The organism is Streptomyces ossamyceticus, assembly GCF_001418475.1.
Classification (GTDB): domain Bacteria; phylum Actinomycetota; class Actinomycetes; order Streptomycetales; family Streptomycetaceae; genus Streptomyces; species Streptomyces ossamyceticus.
In genome coordinates this window covers 17,128-34,762 of sequence record NZ_LIQX01000435.1, presented here as the reverse complement: position 1 = coordinate 34,762, position 17,635 = coordinate 17,128, and the positions used below count along the sequence as shown (strand labels likewise).

At 70.4% G+C, this 17,635-nt stretch carries 21 protein-coding genes and 3 pseudogenes; 12 read left to right on the top strand and 12 right to left on the bottom strand.

Annotated elements, in window-relative coordinates:
- Positions 1-467: 467 nt before the first annotated feature.
- The 4 genes and pseudogenes from AOK15_RS48625 to AOK15_RS47420 form a co-directional block, all read left to right on the top strand.
- Positions 468-1,061 (top strand): annotated as a pseudogene (locus AOK15_RS48625) (reverse transcriptase domain-containing protein); the annotation flags it as partial.
- A 100-nt stretch (positions 1,062-1,161) separates the two neighbouring features.
- A pseudogene (locus AOK15_RS48620) lies at positions 1,162-1,413 on the top strand (group II intron reverse transcriptase/maturase); the annotation flags it as partial.
- A 24-nt stretch (positions 1,414-1,437) separates the two neighbouring features.
- Positions 1,438-1,905, top strand: a complete 468-nt coding sequence (locus AOK15_RS48615; protein WP_338059933.1) for a group II intron maturase-specific domain-containing protein — start codon at positions 1,438-1,440, stop codon at positions 1,903-1,905.
- 120 nt (positions 1,906-2,025) lie between these two features.
- Positions 2,026-2,229 (top strand): annotated as a pseudogene (locus AOK15_RS47420) (P-loop NTPase family protein); the annotation flags it as partial.
- Here the strand turns inward: AOK15_RS47420 and AOK15_RS28665 are convergent.
- Both AOK15_RS28665 and AOK15_RS28660 read right to left on the bottom strand, forming a co-directional pair.
- A complete protein-coding gene (locus AOK15_RS28665) occupies positions 2,216-3,667 on the bottom strand; it encodes a flavin-containing monooxygenase (RefSeq protein ID WP_055521249.1) in 1,452 nt (483 codons plus the stop codon). The pseudogene AOK15_RS47420 and the gene AOK15_RS28665 overlap by 14 nt on opposite strands.
- The gene (locus tag AOK15_RS28660; protein WP_205632248.1) at positions 3,664-4,608 is read right to left on the bottom strand and encodes a patatin-like phospholipase family protein; all 945 of its coding nucleotides are present in this window, start codon (positions 4,606-4,608) and stop codon (positions 3,664-3,666) included. Before AOK15_RS28660 ends, AOK15_RS28665 begins: the two co-directional genes overlap by 4 nt.
- 58 nt (positions 4,609-4,666) lie before the next feature.
- Here AOK15_RS28660 and AOK15_RS28655 point away from each other — a divergent pair, with 58 nt between their 5' ends.
- Positions 4,667-5,254: a TetR/AcrR family transcriptional regulator gene (locus AOK15_RS28655; RefSeq protein WP_055521247.1), complete on the top strand. Its 588-nt coding sequence runs from the start codon at positions 4,667-4,669 to the stop codon at positions 5,252-5,254.
- A 138-nt stretch (positions 5,255-5,392) separates the two neighbouring features.
- On the opposite strand, the gene AOK15_RS47415 is transcribed toward AOK15_RS28655, so the two are convergent.
- From AOK15_RS47415 to AOK15_RS28645, 4 genes are read right to left on the bottom strand one after another with little or no spacing between them, the layout of a single operon-like run.
- On the bottom strand, positions 5,393-5,545 hold the full coding sequence (locus AOK15_RS47415) for an aminotransferase class V-fold PLP-dependent enzyme (protein WP_240508640.1): 153 nt from the start codon (positions 5,543-5,545) through the stop codon (positions 5,393-5,395).
- Positions 5,542-5,694, bottom strand: a complete 153-nt coding sequence (locus tag AOK15_RS47410; RefSeq protein WP_240508639.1) for a hypothetical protein — start codon at positions 5,692-5,694, stop codon at positions 5,542-5,544. Before AOK15_RS47410 ends, AOK15_RS47415 begins: the two co-directional genes overlap by 4 nt.
- Entirely contained in the window at positions 5,682-5,897 is a 216-nt protein-coding gene (locus AOK15_RS47405) for a hypothetical protein (protein ID WP_240508638.1), read from the bottom strand. Before AOK15_RS47405 ends, AOK15_RS47410 begins: the two co-directional genes overlap by 13 nt.
- Complete coding sequence (locus AOK15_RS28645) at positions 5,894-6,571, bottom strand: ArsR/SmtB family transcription factor (RefSeq protein ID WP_055521246.1); 678 nt, start codon at positions 6,569-6,571, stop codon at positions 5,894-5,896. Before AOK15_RS28645 ends, AOK15_RS47405 begins: the two co-directional genes overlap by 4 nt.
- Before the next feature lie 87 nt (positions 6,572-6,658).
- On the opposite strand from AOK15_RS28645, the gene AOK15_RS28640 reads away from it, so the two are divergent.
- The 3 genes from AOK15_RS28640 to AOK15_RS28630 all read left to right on the top strand — a co-directional run bounded on the left by AOK15_RS28640 (position 6,659) and on the right by AOK15_RS28630 (position 9,850).
- On the top strand, positions 6,659-8,038 hold the full coding sequence (locus AOK15_RS28640) for an MBL fold metallo-hydrolase (RefSeq protein ID WP_055521245.1): 1,380 nt from the start codon (positions 6,659-6,661) through the stop codon (positions 8,036-8,038).
- Between the two features lie 5 nt (positions 8,039-8,043).
- Positions 8,044-9,318 (top strand): MFS transporter, encoded by a 1,275-nt coding sequence (locus tag AOK15_RS28635; protein WP_055521252.1) that lies wholly within the window; start codon positions 8,044-8,046, stop codon positions 9,316-9,318.
- A gap of 145 nt (positions 9,319-9,463) precedes the next feature.
- On the top strand, positions 9,464-9,850 hold the full coding sequence (locus AOK15_RS28630; protein ID WP_055521244.1) for a hypothetical protein: 387 nt from the start codon (positions 9,464-9,466) through the stop codon (positions 9,848-9,850).
- Positions 9,851-10,092: 242 nt separating this feature from the next.
- Here AOK15_RS28630 and AOK15_RS28625 read toward each other — a convergent pair whose 3' ends face one another.
- The 3 genes from AOK15_RS28625 to AOK15_RS28620 all read right to left on the bottom strand — a co-directional run bounded on the left by AOK15_RS28625 (position 10,093) and on the right by AOK15_RS28620 (position 11,506).
- Entirely contained in the window at positions 10,093-10,443 is a 351-nt protein-coding gene (locus AOK15_RS28625) for a YybH family protein (protein ID WP_055521243.1), read from the bottom strand.
- A gap of 92 nt (positions 10,444-10,535) precedes the next feature.
- Positions 10,536-10,682 (bottom strand): hypothetical protein, encoded by a 147-nt coding sequence (locus AOK15_RS45255; protein ID WP_157870398.1) that lies wholly within the window; start codon positions 10,680-10,682, stop codon positions 10,536-10,538.
- An 11-nt stretch (positions 10,683-10,693) separates the two neighbouring features.
- Entirely contained in the window at positions 10,694-11,506 is an 813-nt protein-coding gene (locus AOK15_RS28620; protein ID WP_055521242.1) for an MBL fold metallo-hydrolase, read from the bottom strand.
- A 90-nt stretch (positions 11,507-11,596) separates the two neighbouring features.
- Here AOK15_RS28620 and AOK15_RS28615 point away from each other — a divergent pair, with 90 nt between their 5' ends.
- The 4 genes from AOK15_RS28615 (at position 11,597) to AOK15_RS28600 (ending at position 14,036) form a co-directional block, all read left to right on the top strand.
- Entirely contained in the window at positions 11,597-11,971 is a 375-nt protein-coding gene (locus AOK15_RS28615; protein WP_055521241.1) for a winged helix-turn-helix transcriptional regulator, read from the top strand.
- 206 nt (positions 11,972-12,177) lie between these two features.
- Positions 12,178-12,417 carry a hypothetical protein gene (locus tag AOK15_RS28610; RefSeq protein WP_055521240.1) on the top strand — a complete coding sequence of 80 codons (240 nt, stop codon included), beginning with the start codon at positions 12,178-12,180 and terminating at the stop codon, positions 12,415-12,417.
- The gene (locus tag AOK15_RS28605; RefSeq protein WP_055521239.1) at positions 12,417-12,794 is read left to right on the top strand and encodes a hypothetical protein; all 378 of its coding nucleotides are present in this window, start codon (positions 12,417-12,419) and stop codon (positions 12,792-12,794) included. Before AOK15_RS28610 ends, AOK15_RS28605 begins: the two co-directional genes overlap by 1 nt.
- A gap of 843 nt (positions 12,795-13,637) precedes the next feature.
- Positions 13,638-14,036, top strand: coding sequence for a hypothetical protein (locus tag AOK15_RS28600; RefSeq protein ID WP_055521238.1), 399 nt, complete (start codon positions 13,638-13,640; stop codon positions 14,034-14,036).
- Between the two features lie 903 nt (positions 14,037-14,939).
- On the opposite strand, the gene AOK15_RS45765 is transcribed toward AOK15_RS28600, so the two are convergent.
- From AOK15_RS45765 to AOK15_RS28585, 3 genes are all read right to left on the bottom strand, one after another.
- A complete protein-coding gene (locus AOK15_RS45765; RefSeq protein ID WP_055521237.1) occupies positions 14,940-15,377 on the bottom strand; it encodes a hypothetical protein in 438 nt (145 codons plus the stop codon).
- Positions 15,374-15,520: a hypothetical protein gene (locus AOK15_RS28590; RefSeq protein ID WP_205632247.1), complete on the bottom strand. Its 147-nt coding sequence runs from the start codon at positions 15,518-15,520 to the stop codon at positions 15,374-15,376. The genes AOK15_RS45765 and AOK15_RS28590 overlap by 4 nt, the downstream gene beginning before the upstream one ends.
- 124 nt (positions 15,521-15,644) lie before the next feature.
- Positions 15,645-17,612, bottom strand: coding sequence for a CASTOR/POLLUX-related putative ion channel (locus tag AOK15_RS28585; RefSeq protein WP_079058760.1), 1,968 nt, complete (start codon positions 17,610-17,612; stop codon positions 15,645-15,647).
- Positions 17,613-17,635 lie beyond the last annotated feature (23 nt).

Sequence of the window (17,635 nt, the reverse complement as noted above, 5' to 3'; positions counted from 1 at the left end):
ACTGCCAGATGGTGCGGGTCCGGCAAGCGAGACGGAAAGGAGTACGCGAGGAACCGGCGTTGACGCCTCCTTACTCGTCACCAGCTCGAACCTGGCGGATCTGGGCTGGTTGCGGTGCGTCCCCGTCTCCCTGGAGATGGGGAACTTCCCGGTCGGTTGCTATGTGTCGTCCGGGGAGGCCACGGCGAAGTGCTGCGGGGTAGTCGTGGCGATGCCGCGGGGGTATAGCCGGGCTCCTCCTCCGTCGATCGAACAGCATGTGAACACGGGAACCGTTCCGGTCCTGACCTGCGGCAACGCCTCCAGCGAGGCCGCAGGCTGGGCCCACCGTCGGCCGAACGGGCCGGGACGGGGCGGAGCCGCCGTAGTACTCCGAGCCGGGGAGAGCCCGGCACATGGGGAAGGGCGGCAGCGGAATCGAGAAGGGAAGGAGACTGCAATGCCGAAAGAAGCACCGCTGAACAGCGGTGCACCAGAGGCCCCAATGGGGTCTCACCAGCGGGTATCGGGGATGCAGGCCAAACTTCACCGTTGGGCGGCGGCCGACGAAGGCCGCAGGTTCGACGATCTGTTCAATCTCGTGTGCGACTCGGCGACGCTGCTCGTGGCGTTCGAACGGGTCGCGGGAAACAAGGGGGCGCAGAACGCCCGGAGTGGACGGCCTCACCGCCGTCAACGTCGAGCGGGAGATTGGCCCTTATGGGTTTCTGGAGGATCTTCGGCACGTACTTAAATCGGGTGAGTTCCGCCCGCTTCCGGTGCGTGAACGGAAGATCCCCAAGCCCGGCGGCAGCGGGAAGGTCCGCAAGCTCGGCATCCCGACCATCGCCGACCGGGTGGTCCAGGCAGCCCTCAAGCTGGTGCTGGAGCCGATCTTCGAGGCCGACTTCAAGCCGGTCTCCTACGGCTTCCGGCCTCTGCGGCGGGCACACGACGCGATCGCTGAGATCCACTTCTACGGCACCCACGGCTACCGCTGGGTCCTGGACGCGGACATCGAAGCGTGCTTCGACTCGATCGACCACACGGCCCTGATGGACCGGGTGCGAGTGCGAGTTAAGGACAAGCGCGTGCTGCGGCTGGTCAAGACGTTCCTCAAGGCCGGCGTCCTCACCGAGGAACAACCGCGAGGACACCCTCACCGGCACCCCACAGGGCGGCATCCTCTCCCCACTGCTGGCGAACATCGCCCTGTCGGCGCTCGACGAGCACCTGACCGGGCCCTGGGAGCCGGGCGGGGAGATGGCCACCAGCCACCTGCGCAGACGTCGCCGTGGCGCTGGACGTCCGAACTGGCGAATCGTCCGCTACGCGGACGACTTCGTCGTCCCGACCGACGGCGCACGCGACGACGTCGAGACGCTGCGCGAGGACATCGCCGACGTGCTGCAACCGCTCGGTCTTCGTCTCTCCGAGGCGAAGACGCAGGTGGTGCACATGTCTGACGGGTTCGACTTCTTGGGGTTTCGCATCCAGTGGCGCCGCAAGCGGGGAACGGACAAGTGGCACGTCTACACCTTCATCGCTGACCGGCCCATCCGGCAGCTGAAGGACAAGATCCGTGCCCTGACGAACAGAACGTCGCAGCAGAACCCCAGGGACGTGCTGATCAGGCTCAACCAGATCATGCGCGGCTGGGCCAACTACTTCAAGCACGCGGTCTGCAAAGCCACCCTGAGTTCCCTGGCCAGCTTCACGTGGCACCGGGTGATCAGCTGGTGGATGGCGCTGCATCGCTGGAAGTGGAAGGACGTCCGCCGACGGCTCACCGACCACAACGGTCGGTGGCAAAGGCCCTCAGCGGGCGGGATCGAACTGTTCGACCTCCAGGCGGTGGCGGTCACCCGCTACCGCTACAGAGGCAACACGATCCCCAACCCCTGGACCCGCCTCAACCACACCTGAACGGCAGAGTCCGTGGAGAGCCCGGTACTCGGAGACGGGTACGCCGGGTTCGGCGAGCGGCACGGAGAAACGGACCGGTGGCAACACCGGCACCGCGCTCCGTGCCGACTCAACAGGCCCCCGCCCAAGGACACCGACCAGCACGACGCCCAGGGCCGCGCCATTCCTGAACCCGTCAGTGACACTGACGCCCGTCTCTCCTACGTCGCCGTCACCCGCGCCCGCCACCATCTCGACCTCGGCGGCCTGTCCTGGATCGACAGCCACCCCTCCCGCTCCGGACGCTGTTGGCACGATGAGTTCCCTCGGCTCAGGAAGCGGTGAAGTCCTGCGGCTCAAAGCGACCGACCTCGGCGCGAAGCCGGTCGGTGGACCAAGGCCAGCTGAAGCTGTTGCGGCCGTTGGCGTCGAGGTAGTAGCTCCTGCATCCACCGGCGTTGTAGACGGTGCCGGCCAGCGCGGTCTGCAGCCGGGCGTTGTACGCGGCCTGCACGTCGCCGCGTACCTCCAGCACCGCCCAACTCTCCTCCCGTGCGGCCTTGATGGCGCCCAGGACGAGGTCGAGCTGTGCCTCCAGAATGGCGAACGCCGACGAGTGCCCGGTGCCCAGGCCGGGGCCGAGGAGCAGGAAGGCGTTGGGGAAGCCCGCGACGACGGTGCCGAGGTACGCCTCGGGGGAGCCGTGCCAGCGGTCGGCGAGCGAGTGGCCGGCTCCGTCTCGGACGAGGCCTGCGAGCGGCGTGTCGAGGATGTGGAAGCCGGTGCCGAGGATGATCGCGTCCACCTCGGCGGCGCTGCCGTGGGCGCCGTGCACGGTGTTGCCTTCGACGGCGTGCACCGCGGCGGCGTGCACATCGACATTCGGTCGCCTCAGCGCGGGGTAGTAGTGGTTGGAGAACAGGATGCGCTTGCAGCCGATGGTGTAGTCAGGGGTCAGCTTGCGGCGCAGTTCGGCGTCGCGGACCGTGGCCCGCAGGTGGGCCCGTGCGATGGCTTGGACGCCACGCATCAGCCCGGGACGCCGGAATCCACGTCCGAGCGTCTCCATGGCCCGGTACTCCAGCCCTGCCACCGCGGCTCGCGCGCCCGGCAGGTGGCGCATCGCCCACCGTTCGGCCTTCGGTATGTGATGGTCCAGCTTGGGCAGCACCCACTGGGCGGTGCGCTGGAACACATGCAAGCGGGCGACGTCGGGGGCGATCGCCGGGACGAACTGCACGGCCGAGGCGCCGGTGCCGAGCACCGCGACGCGCTTGCCGCGCAGGTCGTAGTCGTGGTTCCAGCGCGCGGAGTGGAACACCTCGCCGGGGAAATCGTCGAGGCCGGGGACGTCCGGGACGAGAGGCTCGTTCCACGGGCCGGCGCCGGCGATCAGGAACCGGGCGGTGAACTCACCGGCGTCGGTACGGACGAGCCAGCGGGCCTGGCCGGGCTGCCATCGCGCTTCGGTCATACGCACCCCGAACCGGGTGTGTTCGCGCAGCCGGTACGTGTCGGCGACCCGCCTCACGTACGTGAGGATCTCCGGCTGGTGCGCGTACACCCGCGTCCAGTCCGGGTTCGGAGCGAAGGAGTAGCTGTAGAGGCGGGACGGTACATCGCACTGGCAGCCGGGATAGGTGTTCGCCCGCCACGTGCCGCCGAAGTCGTCGGCCGCCTCGATGATCAGGAAGTCCCGGATACCGGCGCCGCGGAGCCTGGCCCCGGCACCAACCCCGGAGATGCCGGCGCCGACGACAATGACCTCGACGTGTGTGCTCATGCCGCAATGCTCCTGTCGATGGCTCGCTTGACGCGGTCGGGTGCGGTGCGCAGGGAGACCTCGAGCGTGGCCGCACGCCGCCGTGGGTCCATGAAGTTGGCCCCCATCACGGCCAGTTCCTCCACCCCGGGCTCGATCCGGACGACGCGGCATCCCGCCGCACGCAAGAGGCGTTCTTCGGCGTCGACGGTCCGGGTCATCCAGCGGCGCAGGAGCCGTTCGAGACGGCTCAGGCCGGTGGCGGGTGCGCCCCCGGAGGTCGACATGGGAGCGACGATCACCACCTCGTCCAGCTCTAGGGGCACGAGGAGGTCCGCCGACGTCGGGGACACGGCGCCGCCGTCGAGGTAGGTCCGCCCGTCGATCCGCACCGGCGGGAACCAGCCCGGGATCGCCCAGGACGCGGCGATCGCGCTGCCCAGGTCCGTGGCCGGAGCTCCCGGCGCGCCGAACGCGACCCGCCGGCCCGAGCGCGCGTCGGCCGCAACCAGCCAGGTGTGCGTGGAATCCGGCCACGGGCGGCCCTCCGCCAGCGCGGCACCGAATCGGTGCAGCCAACGCGCATCACCCCGGCCGCGCGGCAGCAGCCCCACCAGCCCCGACCCCGGCGAGACCCGGCCGCGTACGGCAGCGGTCACCAGCCCCGACCCCGGCAGCCCGGGCCACGGGACGGGAGGCAGTGCACCCGGGTGGGCGTGGACGTGTCCGAGTAGCACCGGGTCCGCGCCAGTCTCTCCCCGTACCGCCGCGAGCAGGTCGGACACGGACCGCCCGGAGCCGAGAGCGGACACGACTTCTGCCCCGGCGGACGTCCCCACCGATACCTCGGCGGTCCGCACGTCCCAGTCCAGCTCCGCTTCCACTGCGGTGAGCGCGGCGACCGTCCAGGCGAAGCCGAGCGTGCCGCCGCACCCGACCACCAGTGCACGCCGTGGAACCACAGATCCCCCTGGAATTCAGATAACGATGGAATCCGGAAGCTAGCGGTATTCTGCAGGCGTGGCAAGACTGACCCGGGCCGAGAGCCAGGCCCGCACCCGCGAACACGTCCTCGACACCGCGCACGACCTCTTCCTGTTCGATGGCTTCACGAAGACATCCATCGAGCGGGTCGCGGAGGCCGCCGGCTACTCGAAGGGCGCGGTGTACTCCAACTTCGCGACCAAGAACGAGCTTTGTCTGGCCGTCCTGGACCGCATTGCCCTGCAGCAAGTGGCGTACATCGCCGCCGAGATGGGAGACGCGCCCCGCCTGGAGGACAGGCTCGCGGGCTTCGCCCGGTGGGCCGAGCAGCACATAGGCGACAGCTCGTGGACCGCGCTGGAAGTCGAGTTCGCCACCGCCAACCGCCGCGACGCAGACGTCTGCGAACAGCTCGCCCACCGACGGCGCGCCGTCACCGAGGCCCTCGCGGACCTCATCCGGGCTCAGATGCAGGAACTGGGCGTCACGCCCCACATGCCCGCGGACACCGCCGCCTTCGTTCTTCTCGGTCTCGGGATCGGCATCGGCGTCCAGCGCGCGTTCGACCCCACCGTCCCCGTACAGCCGCTCGTGGACCTGCTCCGTCAGGTCATGACCGACTGACCCCGCCCCGGATCGCGGCAGGCACCCGGGCTCGCGCCGGGTGCCTGATGCGATCGTGCGCCGAGACAGCGGACTCATGTCCTCAGTCCGTGGCGAGTCCCGCGACCTCGGTGTAGCGCATGCCCTTGCCGCCTGCCACTATGTTTCCTCGGTGAGCGCGGCGGCCAGCGCAGCCGGGGCGATGAGCCCGTTGCCGTCGACCGGCAGCACGGTCACCCGCGCGCCGTGCAGCCGCTCAAGGGCCCGGCAGGTCTCCAGGACGGCCGGATGCTCGGTTGCCTGGGTGATCACATGCGGGTGCGGGTGCGGGTGCGGGTGCGGGTGCGGGTGCGGGGGTGGCCGGAGGCCAGGACCGCGCCGCGCAGGGCGAGCAGGTCGGCTTCGGATCCCGAGCCGGTGAACACGATTTCGCCGGGTCCGGCGCCGATCAGACCGGCCACCCGGGCCCGGGCATCGGCGAGCGCCCGGCGGGGGTGTCGGCGTAGGGGTGGCTGCTGGAGGGGTTGCCGAAGAAGTCCGTCAGATACGACCACATCGCCTCGGCGACACGCGGGTCGATCGGAGTGGTGGCGTTGTAGTCCAAGTGGACCGGCCCGCCATCCAGCCCCGGTTGCGGCGGCAGGTCGCCGCCCGGGCCTGTCACGTCAGGTCCGAGGCGTCGACAGGCAGCTCCGACAGGCGCCACTCCAGCATGCCGTCGTTGAGGCGGATCGCCCGGCGGCCGAGGTCGGTCAGCAGCCGCACCGCGTCGTAGGCCAGAACGCAGTACTCGCCGCGGCAGTAGACGACGATCTCCAGGTCCTCGGGCAGCTCGTTGGTTCGCTCGGCGAGCTCGTCGACCGGGATGGAGATCGCGCCGGGGATGTGCCCGGCCTGATACTCCTCCACCGGCCGCACGTCCAGTACGACGACGTCCCCGGAGGCGATGCGGACCCGCAGTTCCTCACGGCTGAGCTCGACGGCGGTGTCCTCGCCGAGGTAGGCGTCGCGCGCGGCAGGCACGGCGGCCCGGTGGGCTTCGGCGACCTTGCGCAGCAGCGCGAACAGCTGGGCCACATCGTCACCGGCGAGCCGGTAGTGGATACGCACGCCTTCACGGCGGGTCGTGACGAAGCCGGCCTGCTTGAGCGTCTGCAGATGTGCCGACGCGGTGGTCAGGTTCAGCCCGGCCACCTTCGCAAGCGCGTCGACCGTGCGCTCGCCCTGCGCCAGCAGATCAAGCAGCTCCAGTCGCTTTCCGCTGGCCAGCGCCTTGCCGCTGGCCGCGAACGCGTCGTACAGCCGGGCCTTCGTCGCGCTCTTCGTGTTCTCCGACATGACATCCTCCATAAATCCATGGATTATTGTAGTTGAGTCTGATGGGTGTGACCACACACCCCCGTTCCCGAGATCTTGGAGGACGCCGTGGGCTTCGCGGACGATCACCTCATACCGCTGGTCGACGAAGGTCTGGGCAACAGCGCCTATCTCCTTGACCTCGGCGACGGCCGCGCCCTGACCATGGACGCCAGCCGCGACCTGCGCGGGCCGCGGGCAGCAGCCGAGCGGCGAGGGCTGCGCATCGCGTTCGCCGCGGACACGCACCTGCACGCCGACTTCCTCTCCGGCGCCGTCCAGATCGGCCACGACACCGGCGCCACGATCCTGGCCTCTGCGGCCGGCCGCCGGGCCTTCGCACACCAGGCGCTGGCCGACGGCGACGAGGTCGACCTCGGCGGGCTGACCCTGCGTGCCCTGGCCACCCCCGGCCACACCGACGAGCACCTGTCCTTCCTGCTGCTGGACGGCTCCCGCCAGCTGGGGGTGTTCACCGGCGGGTCGCTGATCGTGAACTCCGCCGCCCGTACCGACCTGCTCGGCCCGGAGCGCACCGAGGAACTCGCCCGCGCCCAGTACGGGTCACTGAAGCGGCTCACCGCGCTGCCGGACGAGACCGCGGTGTGGCCCACGCACGGTGCCGGGTCCTTCTGCTCCGCGCCGCCCGGCACCGAGCGCACCACCACCATCGGCGCGCAGAAGCAGGCCAACCCGCTGCTCGCCGCCCCTGACGAGGATGCCTTCGTGGTCCAGCTGGTCGCGAGCTTGGGCACCTATCCCGCGTACTTCGACCGCCTGGGCGAGATCAACCGGCGCGGCCCGGCGGTGCTGACGGCGCTGCCAGCGCTGCCCTCCCTCTCCGCACGGCAGGTGCGAGCCCTGATGGCCGACGGCGGCCACGTCGTCGACGTCCGCCCGGCCGCCGACTACGCCGCCGGCCATGTCCCCGGCTCGCTGTCGATCCCGCTGCGCGACCAGCTCGCCACCTGGCTCGGCTGGCTCCTGCCCGACACCGCGCCACTCGCCTTCGTCACCGGCGAGGACCAGGACCTGAATGAGATCGTCTGGCAGGCGTACAAGATCGGCTATGAGCGTCTTGCCGGCCGCCTCGCGGGTGGCATGGACGCGTGGCTCGCCGACGGCAACGCCAAGGCCACGACCGCGTTCCTCGCCGCCGACCGTGCCGCGGGCCGCCCCTACGTCGATGTCCGGCAGGAAGCCGAGTTCGCCGCCGGGCACGTCCCCGGGGCGGTGCACATCGAGCTCGGCGCTCTGGACAAGGCCGCCTCCGACGCTCCGACGGGGCCGGTCGTAGCCTGCGGGCACGGCGAGAGGGCGATGACCGCCGCGAGCCTTCTGGAGCGCGCCGGCCATACCGACATCGCCGTCCTGGACGGCGGACCGGACGACTACACCGCCGCCCACGGCCAGCGACTCGTCGAGGGCACGGGGGACACCCGCCCGTGAACACCATGCCCACCGCCGCCACCCCGACCGACGCCTCCGGGCGGCCCGTGCGGCTCGGCCTGCGGGAGAACTGGCTGCAGTTCACACTGCTGGTCATCGTCAACATCTGCGTCGGCGGCCTGGTCGGCCTCGAGCGCACCACCGTCCCGCTGATCGGCTCCGAGACGTTCGGCCTGACCAGCGACCTGGCCGTCTTCTCCTTCATCATCGCCTTCGGCCTCACCAAGGCGTTCACCAACCTCGCCGCTGGCGCCCTCACCGCCCACTTCCGCCGCAAGCAACTGCTGCTGGCAGGCTGGGTCCTCGGCATTCCCGTCCCCTTTGCTCTGGCCTACGCGCCGTCCTGGGGCTGGATCGTGGCGGCGAACGTGCTGTTGGGCCTGAACCAGGGCCTGACCTGGTCGATGACCGTCAACATGAAGATCGACCTCGTCGGTCCCTCGCGGCGCGGCCTGGCTACCGGCCTGAACGAAGCCGCCGGCTACACCGCGGTCGGCGTCACCGCCCTGCTCACCGGCTACCTCGCCACCTCCTATGGACTGCGCCCGGTCCCGGAGCTCATCGGCGTCGTCTTCGTCGTCGCGGGACTCGCCCTGGCCCTCGTCATCCGCGACACCGCCGCCCATGTGGCGCTCGAACTGACCCACCACACCAAGCCTCTGCCCACCGGCGAGGACACTGGCCTGAAGGCCACGTTCACTCGCACGTCCTGGCGTAACCGTTCCCTGCGCGGCACCAGCCAGGCCGGGCTGATCAACAACCTCAACGACGGCCTGACCTGGGGCGTCTTCCCCCTGCTGTTCACCGACCACGGCCTGGGACTTGCCGCGGTCGGCCTCATCAAGGGTCTCTATCCGATCCTGTGGGGGCTCGGGCAGATCCCCACCGGTCACCTCGCCGACCGCATCGGCCGCAAACCCCTGATCGTCTACGGCATGCTCGTCCAGTCCGTCGGCTTCGTCCTCGCTCTCGTACTGCTCGACCGGCCCCTGCTCGCGGGCATCATCTCCGCGGTCTTCCTCGGACTCGGCACGGCCATGGTCTACCCGGCCCTCATCGCGTCCGTCTCCGACCACGCCCACCCCGCCTGGCGGGCCAACGCACTGGGCTCGTACCGGTTCTGGCGTGACATCGGCTACGCCGCCGGAGCTCTCGTTGCCGGTGTGCTGGCCGACTGGCTCGGCCTGAACGCCACCGTCGTCGCCGCCGCGGTCTTCACCGCCGCCTCGGGCCTGCTCGCCGCCCGCTGGATCACCGAGCACCGGCCCGAAGCCTGCTGAGGTGTAGCCTGTCCCGCCGCTACCAAGGCAGGCTCTGGGTGACCCGCCACAAGCACCGAGGCAACTCCCCCTCCTCGAAGGCGTGGACCTCTCTCAAGTGCCAGCCGTCACCACGGAGCGACATTGACGTCGTTTGCCAACAAGCGTGCTGAAGCTGCCCGGCGGATCGTCTCCGACTCACCTGGCCGGTTTCGTCGCCGGGTTCTTCGCCCTGCTCACCCTGAACGCCGTTGCCCCGTGGGGAGGGCGGCCCGACCAGCTCGCGCTCGCGGCTCCGGTCCACAAGATGACGCAGCTGCGGAAACAGGCCGAACATCGACTGCGGGCCGCCGAAGTGAGCGCCGTGGTCGGCGTGGATGACGGCTTCGTAGCCACGGCTCCCTACGACAGCCGCCAGGTCACCGCCACCGTCTCCGGCGGCCCGGCCGAACTGGACCTCGCCCGCACCGCGCTGACCGGCCTGACACCGGACCCCGTCCGGCAGCACTGCCGTACCGGCGGTTCACCGGCACCGCCTTCCTCGGTACCGTGACAGCCGGTGCCCGCGTGGTCTTCGCCGGGCACCGGCCTGTTCACCGCCGGCAGCGGAGCTTTCACCGCCCAACGCCACGTCGAAGACCTGCTCACCCTCACCGGCCAACCGCGCCCGGACCACACCGGATCATGCCCGTGTCACCCACGCCGGAAAGCGGCGGCCGCATCGAGAACGTCGATACGGCCGCCGCTGCCGTGACGAGGTTCCGTCGCCCGAGGGTGATGCCGGGATGACGAGAATCAGACGCCGTAGGGGTTGTCGATGATGTAGACCCAGTCCCCCTGGCGCGTCTTCCTCATCACCTCGACCGCCTTTCCTTCCACGCTGCCGCTCTCGCTCGTGATCCGCCAGGACGGCAGGACCATCGCCAGGTCGCCGTTCTGATGGACCGACGTGGCCACCACCTCTATGGTGCTGGGCGAGGCGAGGTAGGGCTTCAGCGCTTCCTTGATGCTTTCCCTGCCGTAGACCGGCTGCTGTCCCGGTCCCGGTACGAACATGGCGTGTTCGTCGAACAGGGAACCCAGTCCGTCGAGGTCCCTGTTCTTGAGGTACTGGGCGAAGCGCTCGTGCACGACTTCCGGTGTCATGTTGTTTTCCCTTTTCTTTCCTTCGTTGCGGACGGACGGGCGGGCCGGCTACAGGCCGATCCACGTAAGCCAGTGACCGGTGGTGTGTGGCGTCAGCCCAGCAGCTGCTGGGCGCTGTTGTGCGCGCTGATGGTGTCGTCCGGCACGGTGGCGAGGCCCTCGTAGAGTGCGGTGCCCGCAGCCCGCCCTCGCGTCTCCGCCGACGTAGAAGGAGCGGGCCGGTGCGCCGGCGGAGGCACCGGGTGAGGTGTCAGCGGGTGTGCGGGTCCGGCAGGGTGAGGGGCTCGCCCGGGGCGGGCCAGTGCAGCGGGACGCCGGCGGCGTCGAAGACCTGCTGGACGTGGCCGCGGTCCTCGGTGTAATGCGCCCAGCCCTCGGCGTGTACGGCCACCACGAGGGGGTCGCCGAGCAGGCGGCGGGCCTCGACGGCCTGGACCGCGGTCAGCGACAGCCGTACGTCACCGAATGCCTCGAAGCCGGCCGCGCCAAGGTGCAGCAGCGCCACGTCGACGCGGTACCGCTCGGCCAGGGCGCTCATCGCGTCCAGGTCGACGGTGTCACCGGAGACGTACACCGTCGGTGTGGAGCCGTCGTCGGTGTGCAGGAGGAAGCCGGTGACCGGACCGGTGATGTCCTCGGTGCCGACGGGACCGTGGCGGGCGGGGACCGCGGTGATGTTCAGCGGCGTGCGGCCCGGCTTCGACAAGGTCCGGGTCTGCCAGGGCTCCAGGCCAACGGCCGCGCCCCCGAGATCGGTGGCGCCGGCGACGGTGGTGAACACGTTCGAGGCATCGGAGGCCACCGTACGCCCGGCGGTGTCGAGGTTGTCCAGATGCCCGGTGTGGCTGACCACGACGGCGTCGAGAGCGGGCAGCTCTGCGGGCTTCAGCGCCGGGTCGGCGGTCTTGCGCACCACGACCGGGCCGTCCTGGTATTCGGTGCCGGCGGCGTCGAAGGTCGGGTCGGTCAGCAGCGTCCAGCCGGCCAGGTGGATCAGCGCGGTGGGACCGCCGAGCACCGTCACGGTGTTCGCGGCGCGGGTCACGGCAACGTCGGTTACCACAGGTACTCCTTGACGATCAGGGGTTGGCTCACTCACTCTGACCGAGTTACTTTCTGCTGGGAAGTACATACCTTGAGGTGAGGTGAGCACGTGCAGGAAAGCAAGCGAGGTAACGTCCGCGATCCCGCCTGCCCCGGCAGGCAGCTGTTCGACCTGGTCACCGCCCGGTGGGCCGCCCTGGTTCTGGTGGATCTCATGGACGGCCCGCAACGCTGGTCCGAGCTGCGCCGGCGGGCCGGCGGCGTCAGCGACAAGATGCTCGCGCAGACCCTGCGCGACCTCGAAGCCGGTGGACTGATCACCCGCACCGTGCACACCAGCCGCCCACCGACGGTGCAGTACGCCCTGACCGACCTCGCCCGCGGCGCCACCGCCGCACTGCAACACCTGCAGAACTGGGCCGAACAGCACACCAGCGACTACGCCCACCACCGACACACCCACACCACCGACCCGACGCCCTGAAAAGGCAGGCTCGGTGTGCACACGTCACCGCGCTTCCGCCGTCTGAGCGAGCACCCGGCGTCCCGCTCAACTGGGTGCGCAGGCGCCGCACCTGCGGGCGGACTCTCCAGGGGCGCGCCGGCCGTCTCCGGGCCTGGGACGGGACGCTGGGGACCACAGCTCTGGCGGCCGCCCACTAGTGCGGTAACGGCTGTTACCATGCTGGTATGGCGAAGACACAGCTGGGCGCGCGGGTGGACGAGGACGTCGCGGAACTCGCGAGGAAGCGTGCCGCGGATCTGGGACTGAGTGTCGGGGACTACCTCGCGCGGCTGGTGCAGGACGACGCCAGCGGGCTGCGCGCCCGAGCGGTGACCGCGGCGGCCCGTTTCCTGGCCGACCACCAGGCGGTCTTCGACGAGGCCGAACAGGGCCAGCAAGCCTCCCGGGGAGCGCACGCCGCCTGATGGACCTGCACATCGACGTTCCCTGGATCCTGCAGGTCACCGAGGCGGCCGGAGCGGACGACCCGGCGCCCGACGACTACGGTGTGCCGGTCTCGGCGGTCGCCCGTCACCGGGCCGAACTGTTCGAGCACCCCGTCTACGACGGCCCCTACGCAAAGGCTGCCGCCCTGGTGCACACGCTGGGCCGGTGCCGCTGGCTGGAGCGCTCCAACATGGCCGTCGCCGCGGCTACCGGCGTGATGTACCTGGAAGCGGCCGGGATCTCTGTCAAGCCCGGCCGCGAGGACGCCGTTGCCTTGAAGGACCTGCTCCTCGATCCCGCGTGCACCGCCGGGAAGATCGCCACTCTGCTGCGGACCTGGCCCACCACTACCTGACGTTGCAGGCCGGCCCGGCGCCCGGTCCTTCCCTTCGGCACGGCGTGCGCCCGCTGGACACGGGCCCGGCTGACGCCCTCCCAGGCTGCGGCCGGGGCCGCTCAGTAGATCACCGTTTCGGCGTTGGTGATCCGGCGCCTGAACGCGAAGTCGCGCACCACGCGGTGACTTCGCATCCGGTGGGCGAAGGCGGAGTCTGCGGAGACGTCGCCGGTCTCGTCCGCGTCACTTGAGCACGGGCTCGTGGTGTGTTGAGTAGGTGACATCAGGCGGCATGGACTCCGACAGGCGAGGATCGACCACAACCTCTCGGGAGGGCACCCCGTGAATCCCCAGTCTTGCGCGATTCCCAGTAGCCGGTGGAAGCCGGCCTCCCGGTTGCGGCGGGCGGGTGTGCGACTGCTGGCGGGCGTGCGGTGGGGCATCACGGTGGTTTCGGTGGCCTGGCTGGCGCCCCTGGTGGGCATGGCGGCCGTGTGGGGCGTGGCGGCCGGGGCAGCGTTGGGCGGACCGAGACTGCGTGGGGTGCTGCTCTCTACCGCATGGCTCGGCCGATGCCGCTGACGCTCTGGCCAAAGTGCTGGTGGCCGCGTCGTCGCGGCAGGGTCCGCCGACTCGCCGGAAGCGGCGTAGGGACATCCCGAGTGGCGCACGGTCCATCCACGCGTGAAGCCCGTCGGCCTACTTTCGCGTGGCCGAGCGGGCCATACCCGCTTGCTCAGTGACGGCACGGCGCGGCGAGGTCGACACCCGACCAGGCGCGATCCCCTATGACGGCTTCCGAGAAGAGAGATCCGGGGCATACGATCTTGAGTCAAGACCACGGGTTGCGGAGGGCAACGAATGGAAGAGCCGCGGATACGCCTCGGCACCGATGATGCGTGGCTCGAACTGGCTCGGATCCATGCGGACAGCTGGCAGATCACCGCAGATTGGTCCTCCTGGCTGAGAGCCGACTTCACCGCAGATCTGAGCGCTGCGGAGGTCGTGGACTTCGCGGCCCGTATGCTCTCTCACCTATGCGCGCCGTCGGGTCGACGCCTTTCGGCGGCGGTGACTCCCGGTCGGAACAATCCGCTGACGTTGAAGGCCGAGCCTGTGGGGGACGGTTTCGCCTTCTTCGTGCGCCTGACACCCAACGGCGATGACGACGTGTGTCATTTGCAGATGGAGATCGATCCGATCGCCACGTGGGAGCTTCGAAAGACCTTCGGCGCGCTGCACTCGGCGTTGATGGTCTGACCTCCAGGAACGCTCAGAGCCTCCGTGCCGACCGGGGTGGATGGTTACTGGGCCCCAGGGGTGCTGATGGCCGCCGGCCAGGCGGTCGGTTGTTGCCGAGGAGACGCTGGTCCTTCCGTGACCGCTCTAGCGGCACAGATGTCCCCACATCGGCCCTTGTCAGGGGCGGGGCCTACCGTGTCCGTCACGATCAGGCAGAGCGGACGGTGTCGGAGTGGGTGGGGGAGCAGGAAGCGGTGACGGTCGTCGAGGTGGCGTACGCACTGGCGTGGGATTTTCAGGCTCGCGCGCTGTGGCGGGCCGCTGACAGCCGAGGCGGCGCGGGAGCGGGATGTCGCGGGGCTGCCGTACGTCGTGGTGTAGCGGATCCCGGGGCGGGACGTTCCGCTGGAGGTCCGGCTGGTTTCCTGGCGGGACCACTACGTCGGTCTGTGGCTCTACGACGACCAGGGCCGTCGCACCGACGAACTGGACCTGCGGCTGTTGGACGATCGGAGTCGGCTGCTCAGCCGACGCACCCGCAAGTGGCGGTACACCGGCCCCGAAATGGCCGAGTTCGACGAGCGGTGTCCCCCCTCCATCATGGAACTGCTTCCAGACGGCAAGGGCTCCGTTTGGCAAGAGCCGCAGGGTGCGCACGGTCGGAGACTCGTCACGGTACCGGGTGCTGATGTACGGCGTTGGCAGGACCGCCCCAGGTTCGAGGACTGGCCGGTCGTCGCCGCCCTCTGGCAGAGACTGCCCGGACAGGTGGGGCTCCGGCCGATGGCGCCCGACCCAGGCACGGGCACGGCGGATGCGTTCGACGACGTGTCCGCCGCTCCTGTCACCTGCTGGCGACCGCATCCTCCTCGGATAGCAGCACACTCCGTCACCACCGAAAGCGAGACAGGGCCGAACGATTTACAGTCCTTTTCGGCGGGCGGCGAGCCGGGTGTCGGTGCGGCCGCATCGATCACAGGTGCCTTTGCTGTTGCGGGCGGAGCAGTTGATGAAGAAGCGCCCATTGGGGCCGAGCCGTGGGAGGTCCAGGTTGAATCTTCCGCAGTCGGTGCAGGCTGGCCGGACCACGGCTGTGTGTCCCGCAGTGTGAAGGATCTTGGCGAGGCGGATGGCGACAGGTGGGCAGTTGGCTTCGCCGGAGATCAGGGCCTGTGGGTGGTCGGCGAGGTGCTGGTCGACGTCGCGGAGCCGGATGCCCTGGGCGCCCTGTGCCTCGGAGACGGCCTGCCCGGCCTCCGCCCGGCCGAGACCGGGCAGTGAGGCGGTGAGGGCGGTGATCACGCGGTCCAGAGCCGCCTGTCGTTGTTCGGCTCGCTGGCGGTCGCGGGCCTTGGTCATAGTCCCTCGTGCCGGCGGATCGTGGTCCGGCGGGCAGTCGGCAGCGGCCGGACCGGTGCTTCGTCTGCGGTCTTGCGGATCTCCTCGTTGACGACCCGGACCTCGATGAGGTCGCCGGGCTGGCAGCCGAGGATGTCGACCATCACCCACGCCCTGGCATCGGGCCGTCCGCCCGGCGCACGGCCCTGTCGACGTCTGCAGCCACCACGACCGCTTCGGCGACCCCCTGCGGGTGATACGCGTCTTCGCGCGCCGCCTTCGACGTGATCAGCCTCGGGGAGTACGGCGGGGAAGCGGGAGTCCGCCGCTTCTGACGGCACCCCGCCGTCCCTCCCCGGCGATGACGACCACCTCGTCGCCGTCGGACCAGCGCCGGCGGTCCGCCTTGGGCGGATTGAGGCGCAGCCCGTACCCGGGGGCCCGGTGGGCGTCGGCGTGGCTGCGGTAGCCGACGGCGCACTCGCCCCGGGCGCGTGCCGCTGCGACGACCGTGGCGAAGGACGTCTCGTGGCCGGTCACGACGTATTCGGCGGCGGACCGCAGGTGGATCTGCGTGCCGCCGGCCGAGAACAGTTCGTCGAACACGTCCGCCAGGTGGTGGTTCTGGGAGATCTGCGCCATCAGCAGCCCGATGAGCTTGCCGCTGATGATCACGTCCGCTCCGGGGCCTAGTGGGGCGAGGGGCCGGTTGCCGTCGTCGGTGAGCTCGGTGACCACCGGCAGCTCCCGGCCGGTGCGCCGTTCGAGGTGGCGCAGGACGAGCAGGGTGACGAGCGTGCGGGTGTCCGGCTCCTCGGGAGGCTCGCCGGCCCGTGGCTCCTGGCCGAGCACGATGACGCTGTCGTAGGAGCCGAGGTCCAGGCTGGCCAGGGTCTCCGGGCGGGTGGTGTCGCCCCTGAGAGCCACACAGGTCCATCCGGAGCCGTCGCCGTCGCCGACGTCACTGTCGTCGTCGCAGGCGGCCCGCACCACGGCCTCGTCCTCGTCCGCCACCACGTCGGCCAACGAACCCGAGGGTGCGTTGCGGCCCCACTCCCGCAGGACGAGGGGTGCGCGGCGGTTCCAGCCCAGCACCAGCAGCCGCTCCGGCCGGGTGTCCGACGGCCGGGGGCCCGCCACAGAATGCTCGTCGACCAGCGGCGCGCAGTCGGCGAGCTCGGCGGTGTCGTCGTCGGCGGCGATGACGAGGAGCTGGTCGTCGGGTTCGAGCACCGTCCGCGCGGGCGGGTTCAGCCAGGGCACCCCGTCGCGGATCAGCCCAACCGCGCTGGCGTTGCCGTAGGAGAGCAGCGCCTCGCCGAACTCCCGGCCGGCCAGGGACGGGTGGGCGGCCGGGTAGAACTCGTCCCCGGCGAAGTCGAGCAGGTCGCGGTGGACCTGGGACAGTCCCGGGCGGCGCGCCGCCTGCGCGATCAGCCGGGCGGTGACGGTGTCGCTCTCCAGGACGACGCCCCGGGACCCGGCGGCCAGGCGGGCCGCGAGCAGGTAACCGCCGTCGCGGACCGCCGCCACGACGGGCACGGTGACGTCGTCCCCGCGCGCCGTCGCCCGCAGGGCCAGCAGCGCCTTGACGACGTCCGCGTCGCTGCGGGACGCGTCGGGCGGCAGCACGATGACCGAGTCGGCGGTGGCCGGACTGGTCAGCGCCAGCACGGCCGGGTCGGCCGACGGACCGCTGCGGCAGATCAGCCGGGTCCGGCCGGTCGGGCCGACCTTGCTCTGCAGGGACTCCTCCATGGCCGTCTTGTCCCGGTCGGCCAGGATCGCCACGGCCGACCGCCGCTGGTTGGCGCCCGCCGCGACCAGTTCGCTCACCACCGTGAAGACCTGTTCCGACCAGCCCAGGACAACCACGTGGCCGCGCTCCAGGAGCTTGGAGCGGCCGCGCCGCAGGGCGATGAGCCGCTCGGTGAGCCCGGTCGTGATGAGACCGACGAGGGTCGAGACGTACACCAGGGCGACCAGGGCCAGCAGCACCGACAGCGCCACCCGGGCCGGACTGCCTGTGGTGCCGCCCAGCCGCATCGTCTCCCCGGTCAGGCGCCAAATCGCCGCCACCTTCCCGGAGAGGGTGGCGGGGGCGTGCCCGCCCGTCCACACCAGAGCCGCGCTCGCCGGGACGACGACGGCCAGGCAGACCAGCACCAGCCAGCCCACCAGGGCCGAGGTGCCGCGCGCCAGGGTCGTGTCGAACCAGTACCGCGCTCGGGCACCCGCCCCGGGCCGCTGTTCCACTGTGTTCCCCCTCCGCGCGCAGG